The sequence below is a fragment of the Pseudomonas sp. MD330_10 genome (assembly GCF_042610415.1).
GTDB classification, from domain to species: Bacteria; Pseudomonadota; Gammaproteobacteria; order Pseudomonadales; family Pseudomonadaceae; genus Aquipseudomonas; species Aquipseudomonas rhodesiae.
Genome location: NZ_JBHGZU010000001.1, coordinates 455,518 through 468,563 on the forward strand (window position 1 = coordinate 455,518; position 13,046 = coordinate 468,563).

Annotated in this window: 12 protein-coding genes; 10 read left to right on the forward strand and 2 right to left on the reverse strand. The window is 59.6% G+C overall.

Features of this window, described 5'->3' with window-relative positions; all coding sequences use genetic code 11:
• The first annotated feature begins 57 nt into the window (after window positions 1–57).
• The 6 genes from ssuE to ACFZPT_RS02130 all read left to right on the forward strand — a co-directional run bounded on the left by ssuE (window position 58) and on the right by ACFZPT_RS02130 (window position 4,736).
• Window positions 58–651: an NADPH-dependent FMN reductase gene (ssuE, locus tag ACFZPT_RS02105; RefSeq protein WP_034101365.1), complete on the forward strand. Its 594-nt coding sequence runs from the start codon at window positions 58–60 to the stop codon at window positions 649–651.
• A 96-nt stretch (window positions 652–747) separates the two neighbouring features.
• The gene (locus ACFZPT_RS02110; RefSeq protein WP_034101364.1) at window positions 748–1,716 is read left to right on the forward strand and encodes a sulfonate ABC transporter substrate-binding protein; all 969 of its coding nucleotides are present in this window, start codon (window positions 748–750) and stop codon (window positions 1,714–1,716) included.
• 25 nt (window positions 1,717–1,741) lie between these two features.
• Window positions 1,742–2,890: an FMNH2-dependent alkanesulfonate monooxygenase gene (ssuD, locus tag ACFZPT_RS02115; RefSeq protein ID WP_034115409.1), complete on the forward strand. Its 1,149-nt coding sequence runs from the start codon at window positions 1,742–1,744 to the stop codon at window positions 2,888–2,890.
• 9 nt (window positions 2,891–2,899) lie between these two features.
• The gene (ssuC, locus tag ACFZPT_RS02120; protein WP_034115408.1) at window positions 2,900–3,688 is read left to right on the forward strand and encodes an aliphatic sulfonate ABC transporter permease SsuC; all 789 of its coding nucleotides are present in this window, start codon (window positions 2,900–2,902) and stop codon (window positions 3,686–3,688) included.
• Entirely contained in the window at window positions 3,685–4,491 is an 807-nt protein-coding gene (gene ssuB / locus ACFZPT_RS02125; protein ID WP_034101361.1) for an aliphatic sulfonates ABC transporter ATP-binding protein, read from the forward strand. Before ssuC ends, ssuB begins: the two co-directional genes overlap by 4 nt.
• 29 nt (window positions 4,492–4,520) lie before the next feature.
• Entirely contained in the window at window positions 4,521–4,736 is a 216-nt protein-coding gene (locus ACFZPT_RS02130) for a molybdopterin-binding protein (protein ID WP_003176783.1), read from the forward strand.
• Window positions 4,737–4,851: 115 nt separating this feature from the next.
• On the opposite strand, the gene ACFZPT_RS02135 is transcribed toward ACFZPT_RS02130, so the two are convergent.
• Entirely contained in the window at window positions 4,852–5,481 is a 630-nt protein-coding gene (locus ACFZPT_RS02135) for a TetR/AcrR family transcriptional regulator (RefSeq protein WP_034101360.1), read from the reverse strand.
• Between the two features lie 222 nt (window positions 5,482–5,703).
• Window positions 5,704–7,080 (reverse strand): glutamine synthetase family protein, encoded by a 1,377-nt coding sequence (locus ACFZPT_RS02140; protein ID WP_034101359.1) that lies wholly within the window; start codon window positions 7,078–7,080, stop codon window positions 5,704–5,706.
• A 608-nt stretch (window positions 7,081–7,688) separates the two neighbouring features.
• On the opposite strand from ACFZPT_RS02140, the gene ACFZPT_RS02145 reads away from it, so the two are divergent.
• The 4 genes from ACFZPT_RS02145 (at window position 7,689) to ACFZPT_RS02160 (ending at window position 12,993) form a co-directional block, all read left to right on the forward strand.
• Window positions 7,689–9,047 (forward strand): glutamine synthetase family protein, encoded by a 1,359-nt coding sequence (locus ACFZPT_RS02145; RefSeq protein WP_034101358.1) that lies wholly within the window; start codon window positions 7,689–7,691, stop codon window positions 9,045–9,047.
• Window positions 9,048–9,105: 58 nt separating this feature from the next.
• On the forward strand, window positions 9,106–10,470 hold the full coding sequence (locus tag ACFZPT_RS02150) for an aspartate aminotransferase family protein (RefSeq protein ID WP_034101357.1): 1,365 nt from the start codon (window positions 9,106–9,108) through the stop codon (window positions 10,468–10,470).
• A gap of 183 nt (window positions 10,471–10,653) precedes the next feature.
• Window positions 10,654–11,748 carry a polyamine ABC transporter substrate-binding protein gene (locus ACFZPT_RS02155; protein WP_034101766.1) on the forward strand — a complete coding sequence of 365 codons (1,095 nt, stop codon included), beginning with the start codon at window positions 10,654–10,656 and terminating at the stop codon, window positions 11,746–11,748.
• A 150-nt stretch (window positions 11,749–11,898) separates the two neighbouring features.
• Window positions 11,899–12,993 (forward strand): polyamine ABC transporter substrate-binding protein, encoded by a 1,095-nt coding sequence (locus ACFZPT_RS02160; protein WP_034101356.1) that lies wholly within the window; start codon window positions 11,899–11,901, stop codon window positions 12,991–12,993.
• Window positions 12,994–13,046 lie beyond the last annotated feature (53 nt).

Consider the following 13,046-nt stretch of genomic DNA (forward strand, 5'->3'; position numbering starts at 1 on the left):
ATCTTGGCGCCATCGCCACTTCAGCGAACCGCCGGCACTTGCTCAAGGAATTCCTGCATGTTGGTCGTAACACTCGGAGGCAGTCCCAGCCAGCGTTCCCGCTCCGGGGTCTTGCTGGAAAAAACCCGTCAGTGGTTGCAACACAAAGGCGTGGAAGTAGTGAGTTACCAGGTACGGGACTTCCCGGCCGAAGACTTGCTGCACGCTCGGTTCGACAGCCCAAAGGTCATCGACCTGCTGGAGCAGGTCGCCAACGCCGACGGCCTGGTGATCGCCACGCCGGTTTACAAGGCTTCGTTCTCCGGCGCGTTGAAAACCGTGCTCGATCTGCTGCCTGAGCGGGCCTTGGCCCATAAGGTGGTGCTGCCAATGGCTACCGGCGGCAGCATCGCGCACATGCTGGCAGTGGATTACGCGTTGAAGCCAGTGTTGTCGGCGCTCAAGGCGCAGGAGTTGCTCCACGGCATTTTTGCCGAAGACAGCCAGATCGCCTATGGCGAAGGCAGTGCCCAGGCGCAGTTGGTGCCGGTGCTGGAGCAGCGATTGTACGAGGCGCTAGAGACGCTCTACGGCGCCATGGCCCGTCGCCCGAAACCCCTTGATCCGCATGTATTGAATGAACGTTTGTTGAGTGCTCGCTGGAGCATTTAAGCCGTACCTGAAACCTGGAAACACTCACCTTACTCAGCCGCCAACGGCCAAGCAGGTGCAGCCAAAACCCCTCATCGCATTTTTGGAGAGAGCGCCATGCGCACTGTCATCTTGCGTCGTGGTCTGGTCGCACTGTTTGCTGCGGCTGTGTCCTTCGGCGCCATTGTTCAAGCTCACGCCGCCGAGACCCTGCGGATCGGTTATCAGAAATACGGCACCTTGGTCCTGCTCAAGGCCAAGGGCACCCTGGAAAAACGTCTGGCCGCCCAAGGCGTGCAGGTGCAGTGGACCGAGTTTCCTGGCGGCCCGCAGTTGCTTGAAGGTCTGAACGTCGGCTCCATCGACTTCGGCGTGACCGGCGAAACCCCGCCGGTCTTCGCCCAGGCGGCCGGTGCCGATCTGCTCTACGTGGCCTACGAGCCACCGGCACCGACCAGCGAAGCGATCCTGGTGCCCAAAGACTCACCGATCAAATCGGTGGCCGAGCTCAAGGGCAAGAAAATCGTGCTCAACAAAGGCTCCAACGTGCATTACCTGCTGGTGCGCGCCTTGGAGGACGCCGGCCTGAAATACAGCGATGTGCAGACCGTATTCCTGCCGCCTGCCGATGCCCGTGCGGCGTTCGAGCGGGGCAGTGTGGATGCGTGGGTGATCTGGGACCCCTACCAGGCCGCCGCCGAGCAACAACTGCAAGCACGTACCCTGCGTGACGGTACTGGCATCGCCGACAACCATCAGTTCTACCTGGCAACCAAACCCTACGCCGAACAGCACCCCGACGTGATCACCGCGTTGGTGGAAGAGGTGCGTGCCGTGGGCGAGTGGTCCAAAGCCAACCCGCAGGAAGTCACCGACCAAGTCGCGCCGCTGCTCGGCCTGCCGGCTGACATCACCCTCACCTCGGTAAAACGCCAGGGCTACGGCGCGCTGTTCCTGACCCCGCAAGTGGTGGCCGCTCAACAGAAAATCGCCGACAGCTTTTACCAACTCAAATTGATCCCCAAGCCCTTGAGCATCAAGGACGTGATCTGGACGCCTCCGGCCGCTGTTGCTAAAGCGCCGTAATCCGACTTCTTCAGGAGACAACTCCATGAGCCTCAATATTTTCTGGTTCCTGCCTACCCACGGCGACGGTCATTACCTTGGCACTGCCGAAGGCGCTCGCGCCGTGGACCACGGTTACCTGCAACAAGTCGCCCAGGCTGCCGATCGCCTGGGCTTCGGCGGGGTGCTGATCCCCACCGGGCGTTCCTGCGAAGACTCGTGGCTGGTGGCCGCTTCTCTGATCCCGGTGACCCAACGTCTCAAGTTCCTGGTCGCACTGCGCCCGGGGATCATTTCCCCGACGGTGGCCGCGCGCCAGGCCGCGACCCTGGATCGTTTGTCCGGCGGGCGGGCGTTGTTCAATCTGGTGACCGGTGGCGACCCCGAAGAACTGGCCGGTGATGGCCTGTTCCTAAGCCACGAAGAGCGCTACCAGGCCTCGGTGGAGTTCACCCGTATCTGGCGCCGCGTACTTGAAGGCGAAACCGTGGATTACGACGGCCAACACATCAGCGTCAAAGGCGCCAAATTGCTCTACCCGCCGATCCAGCAGCCACGGCCGCCGCTGTACTTCGGTGGCTCCTCCGAAGCGGCCCAGGACCTGGCGGCCGAACAGGTGGAAATGGTGCTGACCTGGGGCGAACCACCGGCCGCCGTGGCCGAGAAAATCGAACAAGTGCGGGCCAAGGCCGCCAAGCTCGGGCGCACTGTACGCTTCGGCATTCGTCTGCATGTGATCGTGCGCGAAACCAATGACGAAGCCTGGAAAGCCGCCGACAAACTGATCTCCCACTTGGACGACGACACCATCGCCCGCGCCCAAGCCTCACTGGCGCGGTTCGATTCGGTGGGCCAGCAACGCATGGCCGCCTTGCACGGCGGCAACCGCGACAACCTCGAAGTCAGCCCCAACCTGTGGGCTGGCGTCGGCCTGGTTCGCGGCGGGGCGGGTACAGCGTTGGTAGGCGACGGCGCAACCGTGGCCGAGCGCGTAAAGGAATACGCAGCGCTGGGCATCGACACCTTTATTTTCTCCGGTTATCCGCACCTGGAAGAGTCGTACCGCGTGGCCGAATTACTGTTCCCGCACCTGGATATCGAGCGTCCAGAATTACCGAAAAGCGCCGGATACGTGAGCCCGTTCGGCGAAATGGTCGCCAACGATATCCTTCCCAAAGCGGCGTCACAGAGCTGAGGCGGCGCGATGAACCTTGAAAAAGTGAGCCATCGCGTGGCGCCTTGGGTACTGCCGCTGATGTTGCTGGCGGTGTGGCAGGTGTCGGTGTCGGCGGGGTGGTTGTCGACGCGCATCCTGCCGGCGCCGAGCGCGGTGATCGAGGCCGGGGTTAACCTGGTGCGCAGCGGTGAAATCTGGACGCACCTGGCCATCAGCGGCTGGCGCGCGGGCCTGGGTTTTGTGATCGGCGGCGCTATCGGCCTCGCTCTGGGCTTTATCACCGGGCTGTCGACATGGGGCGAGCGCCTGCTCGACAGCTCGGTGCAGATGATTCGCAACGTGCCGCACCTGGCGCTGATCCCGCTGGTAATCCTGTGGTTCGGCATTGACGAAACGGCGAAGATTTTCCTGGTGGCCCTCGGCACGCTGTTCCCGATCTACCTGAATACCTACCACGGCATTCGCAACGTCGACCCGGCGCTGGTGGAGATGTCGCGCAGTTACGGGTTGTCCGGGTTCAGCCTGTTCTGGCAGGTGATCCTGCCGGGCGCGTTGCCGTCGATCCTGGTGGGCGTGCGCTTTGCGCTGGGCTTTATGTGGTTGACGCTGATCGTGGCGGAAACTATTTCGGCCAGTTCCGGTATTGGTTACCTGGCGATGAATGCCCGCGAATTCCTGCAAACCGACGTGGTGGTGCTGGCGATCGTGATGTACGCGATCCTCGGCAAACTGGCGGACCTGGCCGCGCGCGGTCTGGAGCGGGTGTGGCTGCGTTGGCATCCGGCGTACCAAACGCATAAAGGAGGTGCGGCATGACCGCTCAACAACCTCCACGCCTGCTCAAGGGGATTCCCCTGGCGGTGCGTAAGTTGCGCAAAGCCTTCGGCACGCGGGAAGTGCTCAAGGGCATCGATCTGCACATTCCGGCGGGGCAATTCGTCGCCGTGGTGGGGCGCAGCGGTTGCGGCAAAAGTACCTTGCTGCGCCTGCTGGCCGGGTTGGACGACGCCAGCGGCGGAGAGCTGCTAGCCGGTTCCGCACCCCTGAGCGCGGCCCGTGAAGACACGCGATTGATGTTCCAGGAAGCGCGTCTGCTGCCGTGGAAAAAGATCATCGACAACGTGGGCCTGGGCCTCAAAGGCGACTGGCGTGCCAAAGCACTGCAAGCCTTGGACGCGGTGGGGCTGGCCGAGCGCGCCAATGAATGGCCGGCGGCCTTGTCCGGTGGCCAGAAGCAACGCGTGGCGTTGGCTCGCGCGCTGATCCACCAACCGCGCCTACTGTTGCTCGATGAGCCGCTGGGCGCGCTGGATGCCCTGACCCGCATCGAGATGCAGCAACTGATCGAAAACCTTTGGCAGCAGCATGGCTTTACCGTGCTGCTGGTGACCCATGACGTCAACGAAGCCGTGGCGATTGCCGACCGGGTGATCCTGATCGAAGACGGTGAAATCGGTCTGGACCTGATCGTTGACCTGCCCCGCCCACGGGCCCGTGGCTCCCACCGCCTGGCCGCGCTGGAAGCCGAGGTACTCAACCGCGTGCTGTCACTACCCGGTACACCGCCCGACCCCGAACCTGTTTCACCGCTGCCGACGCAATTGCGTTGGGCGCAATAACTCACCTATCCCCATGAAGAGAGAACGACATGACTATTAAAGCCATCAACGTGCGTAACCAGTTCAAAGGCACCATCAAGGAAATTGTGGTCGGTGACGTGTTGTCGGAAATCGACGTGCAGACCGCCTCCGGCATCGTCACCTCAGTGATCACCACTCGCTCGGTCAAAGAGCTGGAGCTGGTCATTGGCAGTGAAGTGATTGCCTTTGTGAAATCAACCGAGGTGTCGATCGCCAAGTTGTGAACTGGCTTGAGGTCGTCATCGGGGGCAAGCCCCCTCCCACCTTTTGAAAGTATTCACAAGTCAAAGTGTGGGAGGGGGCTTGCCCCCGATGGGATCGCCCCAGTCAACGCAAGGCTCAACGCTTGGGCAGGTAAGCCGGTAGATACAGCCCCACATACGCATCGAACACCCGCATGCCTTCCTCGGCCATGCGCGGCGTGATCAGCCCATGCTGATGCACCGAGCGCGCGTACACGCGGTCGCTCAGCTCCAGCGCCAGGGCGAACACATCCACATCGCTGGGCAGTGTCGGCACCTCGAAGTGGTGGTTGAAAACCTTGAACATCAGGTCGCCCAGTTCCAGATCATGTTGGCGGTCGGCCTGGGTTACTTCGGTGAGGCCATGCTGCGCCAGGATCAATTGGCGCGCGGCGGCATCCTGGTCGTAGATGGTGAGCATGCGTTGCTCGACGATGCAGGACAGATCGCGCCATTGCTTGAGGGGTTCATGATCGATGGGCGCCTGAATCGCCGCACGAAAGGCCCCATGCACATCGGCGGTCAACGCCTCCAGCAGCGCCGGCACGCTGGCGAAGAAGTGATAAACCGACGACGGTGGAATCTGCGCGCGTTCTGCCACGCTGTAGATCGACAGACTTGCCACGCCTTCGGCGGCCAGCAGGGTGCGGGCGGCATCGAGAATCGCATCGATCCGCGCCTGGCTGCGGGCGCGGGGTTTGCGAGGGGCGGCGGGGCGGGTGGTCATGGAAGTCTCCTACAAGGCAGCGGGCATTGTATGAGCAGGAATCTGTGTTGTCTGCCAGGCAGCTATCGGGGGCAACCCACTCCCACATTTTTGATCTGTGAATACATACCAAGTTTGGGAGGGGGCTTGCCCCCGATAAGACCGACCCGGTCTCTCAGAACAGCCCCATAAAAAAACGCCACAGACCCAAAGCCTGTGGCGTTTTTTTATCGCGGCAACCGCTTACACGGTATGCAGGTACCAGTTGTATTCAAGGTCGGAGATGGAGTGTTCGAACTCTTCCAGCTCACTTTCCTTACAGGCGACGAAGATATCGATGTACTTAGGATCGATGTACTTGGCCATCACCTCGCTGTCGTCCAACTCGCGCAGGGCATCGCGCAGGTTGTTCGGCAAGCTCTGCTCGTTTTGCTCGTAGCTGTTGCCTTCCACCGGAGCGCCAGGCTCGATCTTGTTGGTCAGACCGTGGTGCACGCCTGCCAGGACCGAAGCCATCAGCAGGTAAGGGTTGGCGTCGGCGCCCGCCACGCGGTGTTCGATACGCACCGCATCGGCCGAGCCGGTTGGTACGCGAATCGCCACGGTGCGGTTGTCCAGGCCCCAGCACGGCGAGTTCGGCACGTAGAACTGTGCGCCGAAACGGCGGTAGGAGTTGACGTTAGGGCACAGGAACGCCATTTGGGCGGGTAGGGTCTCCAGCACACCGCCGATCGCGTGACGCAATGCGGCGTTCTGCTCGGGATCCTCGCTGGCAAAGATGTTCTTGCCGTCCTTGTCCAGGATCGAAATGTGTACATGCAAACCGTTGCCTGCCTGGCCTGGGTAAGGCTTGGCCATGAAGGTGGTGTCCATCTCATGGTCGTAGGCGATGTTCTTGATCAGGCGCTTGAGCAGTACGGCGTAGTCGCAGGCCTTGATTGGGTCGGCCACGTGGTGCAGGTTCACTTCGAACTGCGCCGGGGCACTTTCCTTGACGATGGCGTCGGCCGGGATGCCTTGCTCTTTGGCACCTTCCAGAATGTCCTGGAGGCAGTCGACGTATTCGTCGAGGTCGTCGATCAGGTAGACCTGTGTCGAGTGCGGGCGTTTGCCGGAGATCGGCGAGCGGGGCGGTTGTGGGCGGCCGTTCACGTTCTCCTGGTCGATCAGGTAGAACTCAAGCTCGAAGGCGGCGCAGATGGTCAAACCGAGGTCGTCGAATTTGCTTACAACCTGGCGCAGGACTTCGCGCGGATCGGCGAAGAAAGGTTCACCTTCCAGTTCGTGCATGGTCATTAGCAGCTGCGCGGTAGGGCGCTTTTGCCAAGGTTCATTGCACAGGGTGTCGGGGATTGGATAACAGATTCGGTCAGCATCGCCGATGTCCAGACCCAGGCCGGTGCTTTCCACCGTCGAGCCGTTGATATCCAGGGCAAATAAAGAGGCAGGCAGGTTAATGCCCTTCTCGTAAACCTTGTGGAGGCTGGTGCGTTCGATGCGCTTGCCGCGCACCACACCATTCATATCCGCAATTAGAAGGTCTACGTACAGAACCTCAGGATGATCCTTAAGGAACGCGTTCGCTTCGTTAAGCTGAACGGCACGCGGGGGTACCGACATGATGCAACACCTTTGTTGTTAAAAATATCAATCATTGATCTTTTCTGGTTTCAGTCAACCCGAACGGCATGCCGAAGTCAAGCGAGGCCTTTTTTGCCCTAAAAAAGCGCCGTGACGGCTTTTTTGGGGCTTTTCGGGGCGTTTTTTCCGCTTTGAACGGCTTGGGCACCGCAGGCTTGAGCGGGCCGTGTTGTATTTTTTACGGGGGTGTTGTGTAAAAAAATGAACAAGGCTAAGCTCGATTCAAACCCATAACAGCAATAATACCGGGGTGCTTCATGTCTCGCCTGCCGCTAATCGGCGTCTCGGCCTGCCTCACACGGGCTTTGTCATCCGTTCACCCATCCTGCGTGAATACCCATGCCCCGGCCAATATTCTTGACGCCTCGGGCGACCTTTTTCCTGCCCCTTCACTCACCGCGCCTTCGCCTCTGAAGGGCGCCGACCCCGGGTGCCGCTCATGATTCTGCACGACTTTGGCGTGAGGAATGCATTACCACCCCAAATGGCAGGTAAGCTCCTACCCTGAGTGAAGAAACGACGCGGATGCTGCGTCAACCAACGCCTGGCCTTTAATGGATGCCAGGAAACCCAGCCCAGAGGCATTTATGAGTAACAACCTCGACCAGCTCACCGATTGGTTGAAAGACCACAAGATCACAGAAGTCGAATGCATGATTGGCGACCTCACCGGTATCACCCGAGGCAAGATTTCGCCGACCAACAAGTTCATCGCCGAAAAAGGCATGCGCCTGCCCGAGAGCGTTCTGTTGCAGACCGTGACCGGCGACTATGTCGAAGACGACATTTATTACGAATTGCTCGACCCGGCCGACATCGACATGATCTGCCGCCCCGACCAGAACGCGGTGTTCCTGGTGCCCTGGGCCATCGAGCCCACCGCACAGGTGATCCACGACACCTACGACAAGCAAGGCAACCCCATCGAGCTGTCGCCGCGCAACGTGCTCAAGAAAGTCCTCAAGCTCTACGCCGATAAAGGCTGGCAGCCCATCGTGGCGCCGGAGATGGAGTTCTACCTGACCAAACGCTGCGAAGACCCGGACTTCCCACTGCAACCGCCGATTGGGCGTTCCGGTCGCCCGGAAACCGGTCGCCAGTCCTTCTCTATAGAAGCGGCCAACGAATTCGACCCACTGTTCGAAGACGTCTACGACTGGTGCGAGCTACAGGAACTGGACCTCGATACCCTGATCCACGAAGACGGCACTGCGCAGATGGAAATCAACTTCCGTCACGGCGATGCGCTATCCCTGGCCGACCAGATTCTGGTGTTCAAACGCACCATGCGTGAAGCCGCGCTCAAGCACGATGTGGCCGCCACTTTCATGGCCAAGCCCATGACCGGCGAGCCCGGCAGCGCTATGCACCTGCACCAGAGCATCATCGACATCGCCACCGGCAAGAACGTCTTCTCCAATGAGGACGGGACCATGAGTGAGCTGTTCCTCAACCACATCGGCGGCTTGCAGAAATTCATCCCTGAATTGCTGCCGTTGTTTGCGCCCAATGTGAACTCGTTCCGCCGCTTCCTGCCGGATACCTCGGCGCCGGTGAACGTGGAGTGGGGCGAAGAAAACCGCACCGTGGGCCTGCGCGTACCGGATGCCGGCCCGCAGAACCGCCGCGTGGAAAACCGCCTGCCGGGCGCCGATGCCAACCCGTATCTGGCGATTGCCGCCAGCCTGCTGTGCGGTTTTATCGGCATGGTCGAAGGCCATAACCCGAGCGCGCCGGTGGTGGGTCGTGGTTACGAGCGACGCAATCTGCGCTTGCCGCTGACCATTGAAGATGCCCTGGAGCGTATGGAAAACAGCAAGACCATCGAGAAATACCTGGGGCACAAATTCATCACAGGCTACGTCGCGGTCAAGCGGGCCGAGCATGAAAACTTCAAGCGCGTCATCAGTTCGTGGGAGCGGGAATTCCTGCTCTTTGCCGTCTGATGCGCCGGGCGCGCCCTTTGAACGGCGCGCCCTTCACTGAAAAGTCTAGGAGATCGGTATGTCCAGCAACAACCCGCAAACCCGTGAATGGCAAGCCTTGAGCAGTGATCACCACCTGGCGCCGTTCAGCGATTTCAAGCAATTGAAAGAGAAAGGCCCACGAATCATCACCAAAGCCCACGGCGTGTACCTGTGGGACAGCGAAGGCAACAAGATCCTCGACGGCATGGCCGGCCTGTGGTGCGTGGCGATCGGTTACGGTCGCGATGAACTGGCCGACGCCGCCGCCAAGCAAATGAAAGAACTGCCGTACTACAACCTGTTCTTCCAGACCGCTCACCCGCCGGTGCTGGAACTGGCCAAGGCCATTTCCGACATCGCCCCAGCCGGCATGAACCACGTGTTCTTCACTGGTTCCGGCTCCGAAGGCAACGACACCATGTTGCGCATGGTCCGCCACTACTGGGCGATCAAAGGCCAGCCGAACAAGAAAACCATCATCAGCCGCAAGAATGGCTACCACGGTTCCACCGTGGCCGGTGCCAGCCTGGGCGGCATGACTTATATGCACGAGCAGGGCGATTTGCCGATTCCGGGCATCGTCCATATCGCCCAGCCGTATTGGTTCGGTGAAGGCGGCGATATGAGCCCCGAAGAGTTCGGCGTGTGGGCTGCCAACCAGCTTGAAGAGAAGATCCTGGAACTGGGCGTGGACAATGTCGGTGCCTTTATTGCCGAGCCGATCCAGGGCGCCGGCGGCGTGATCGTACCGCCTGAGACTTACTGGCCGCGCATCAAGGAAATCCTCGCCAAGTACGACATTCTGTTTGTCGCCGACGAAGTGATCTGCGGTTTCGGCCGTACCGGTGAGTGGTTTGGTAGCGATTTCTATGGCCTCAAGCCGCACATGATGACCATCGCCAAGGGCCTGACCTCGGGTTACATCCCCATGGGCGGCCTGATCGTGCGCGATGACGTGGTGGCCGTGCTTAACGAAGGCGGCGATTTCAACCATGGCTTCACCTACTCCGGTCATCCGGTAGCGGCGGCAGTCGCACTGGAAAACATCCGCATCATGCGCGATGAACAGATTGTTAAGCGTGTACATGACGAAACGGCACCCTATTTGCAGAAACGTCTGAGGGAGCTGGCGGATCACCCTCTGGTGGGTGAAGTGCGTGGCGTCGGCATGCTCGGTGCGATTGAACTGGTGCAGGACAAGGCCACGCGCAAGCGTTACGAAGGCAAGGGCGTTGGCATGATTTGCCGCACGTTCTGCTTCGAGAATGGCCTGATCATGCGCGCCGTGGGCGACACCATGATCATTTCGCCGCCGCTGGTGATCAGCAAGACGGAAATCGACGAGCTGGTGACCAAGGCTCGCCAGTGCCTGGACCTGACTTTGGCGGCATTGCAAGGCTAAGTGCTAGGCTCAGTGCTCAGCGCACCGAGTGGTTATAAATGTGGGGGCTTTGGTTGAAAGCCGGCCCCTGAACTTGCCAGACTGTCGCCCTGTTTTGTTGCCCATTGGCTGGGCTGCGGAACATACATAGCTTGTGGCCCAAAAAAGAAAAAATTGGAGCATCACCAAATGAAGGCATTAGGTTTGAAGAACGCGGGCAAGACCCTCCTCGCCTTGTCCCTGATGGGCGCAATGGCAGGCGCGGCCCAGGCAGACGATAAAGTGCTGCACGTCTACAACTGGTCCGACTACATCGCACCGGACACCATCGCCAACTTTGAAAAAGAGTCGGGCATCAAAGTGGTGTACGACGTGTTCGACAGCAACGAGACCCTGGAGGCCAAATTGCTGGCCGGCAAGTCCGGGTATGACATCGTCGTACCGTCGAACAACTTTCTGGCCAAGCAGATCAAGGCCGGCGTTTATCAGGAGCTGGACAAGTCCAAGCTGTCCAACTACGACAACCTGAACAAATCCCTGCTCAAAGCCGTGTCGGTCAGCGACCCTGACAACAAGCACGCCTTCCCGTACATGTGGGGCTCGATCGGCATCGGCTACAACCCGGAGAAGGTCAAGGCTGCGCTGGGCGTGGACAAGATCGACTCGTGGGACACGCTGCTCAAGCCTGAAAACATCGCCAAGCTCAAAAGCTGCGGCGTGAGCTTCCTTGATTCGCCGACTGAAATGTTGCCGATTGCCCTGCATTACCTGGGCCTGCCGACCGACACCCAGAAGAAAGATGACCTGAAGAAAGCCGAAGAACTGTTCCTGAAGATCCGTCCTTCGATCGGTTACTTCCACTCCTCCAAGTACATCTCCGACCTGGCCAACGGCAACATCTGCGTAGCCGTGGGTTATTCGGGTGACATCCAGCAGGCCAAGTCCCGCGCGGCTGAAGCCGGTGGCAAGGTCAAAGTGGCGTACGACATTCCGAAAGAAGGCGCCGGCAGTTTCTACGACATGGTCGCCATTCCTAAGGATGCCGAAAATGTCGACGCGGCCTACAAGTTCATGAACTACCTGCTCAAGCCAGAAGTCATGGCGTCGATCACCAACAGCGTGCGTTTCCCGAACGGTAACGAGAAGGCTACCGCCCTGGTCGACAAGGACATCACCAGCGACCCAGGCATCTACCCATCGGCGGATGTGCAAGCCAAGCTCTACGCCATTGCTGACCTGCCAGCCGCGACCCAGCGTGAAATGACACGCAGCTGGACCAAGATCAAATCAGGCAAGTAAGCCTTTAAACCTGTGGGAGGGGGAAACTCTCTCCCACACATTAATTAAATGACAGAAAGTTTTGCCGGATCGGTTTATCGAGGGTAAGTTGCGCGCCGGTTTTGTTGCCGGGCAACAACTTTGGGCCCAACTATTTAAGAGGACCTCCACTTGCCAATTTCTTTATTTCGCAAAGCCATGCTGCTGAGTGCAGGTATCACGCTGGCTATCAGCGTGCAGGCTGCACCGACCGTGCATATTTATAACTGGTCGGATTACATCGGCACCGACACCCTGGCCGACTTCGAGAAGGCGAGCGGCATCAAGCCTGTGTACGACGTGTTCGACTCCAATGAAACCCTGGAAGGCAAATTGCTGGCCGGGCACACCGGCTACGACGTGGTGGTGCCGTCCAATCACTTCCTCGGCAAGCAGATCAAGGCCGGGGCGTTCCAGAAGCTCGATAAATCGTTGCTGACCAATTACGCCAACCTCGACCCGGCACTGCTCAAGCGCCTGGAAAAGAACGACCCGGGCAACCAGTACGCCGTGCCGTACCTGTGGGGCACCAATGGCATCGGCTATAACGTCGACAAAGTCAAAGAAGTGCTGGGCGTCGACCATATCGACTCCTGGGCCGTACTGTTCGAACCGGAAAACATGAAAAAACTGGCCACCTGTGGTGTGTCGTTCATGGATTCGGCGGATGAAATGCTGCCCGCGGTGCTCAACTACATGGGCCTGAACCCCAACAGCACCAACCCGGAAGACTACAAAAAGGCCGAAGCAAAGCTGCTGAAAGTGCGGCCCTACGTGACCTACTTCCACTCATCCAAATACATCTCTGACCTGGCCAACGGCAATATCTGCGTGGCCGCCGGGTTCTCTGGCGATGTGTTCCAGGCCAAGGCTCGCGCAAGCGAGGCGGGCAAAGGCGTGAACATCGCCTACGTCATTCCGAAAGAAGGCGGCAACCTGTGGTTCGACGTGCTGGCCATCCCTAAGGACGCCACCAACGTCAAGGAGGCCCATGCCTTCATCAACTATTTGCTGCAACCTGAGGTCATCGCCCAGGTCAGCGACGTCGTCGGTTACGCCAACCCTAACCCAGGGGCGGACAAGCTGATGGAGCAATCGATACGCACCGACGAAGCGGTTTACCCACCGCAGGCGGTTCTCGACCGGACATTCGTCAACTTCGAGCTACCCCCGAAGGTGCAGCGTTTAATGACCCGTAGCTGGACCAAGGTCAAGACGGGCAAATAAGGCACAACTTTCCTGGGTTCGCCCGCCTCGGGTGAACCGCAGTCTATTTTTTT

Bases quoted from the DNA above. Each gene is read 5' to 3' on its own strand.
- ssuB (WP_034101361.1), top strand. From the start codon at position 3,685: ATGACCGCTCAACAACCTCCACGCCTGCTCAAGGGGATTCCCCTGGCG.
- ACFZPT_RS02135 (WP_034101360.1), bottom strand. From the start codon at position 5,481: ATGACCACCCGCCCCGCCGCCCCTCGCAAACCCCGCGCCCGCAGCCAG.
- ACFZPT_RS02140 (WP_034101359.1), bottom strand. From the start codon at position 7,080: ATGTCGGTACCCCCGCGTGCCGTTCAGCTTAACGAAGCGAACGCGTTC.
- ssuC (WP_034115408.1), top strand. From the start codon at position 2,900: ATGAACCTTGAAAAAGTGAGCCATCGCGTGGCGCCTTGGGTACTGCCG.
- ACFZPT_RS02145 (WP_034101358.1), top strand. From the start codon at position 7,689: ATGAGTAACAACCTCGACCAGCTCACCGATTGGTTGAAAGACCACAAG.
- ACFZPT_RS02130 (WP_003176783.1), top strand. From the start codon at position 4,521: ATGACTATTAAAGCCATCAACGTGCGTAACCAGTTCAAAGGCACCATC.
- ACFZPT_RS02150 (WP_034101357.1), top strand. From the start codon at position 9,106: ATGTCCAGCAACAACCCGCAAACCCGTGAATGGCAAGCCTTGAGCAGT.
- ssuE (WP_034101365.1), top strand. From the start codon at position 58: ATGTTGGTCGTAACACTCGGAGGCAGTCCCAGCCAGCGTTCCCGCTCC.
- ssuD (WP_034115409.1), top strand. From the start codon at position 1,742: ATGAGCCTCAATATTTTCTGGTTCCTGCCTACCCACGGCGACGGTCAT.
- ACFZPT_RS02110 (WP_034101364.1), top strand. From the start codon at position 748: ATGCGCACTGTCATCTTGCGTCGTGGTCTGGTCGCACTGTTTGCTGCG.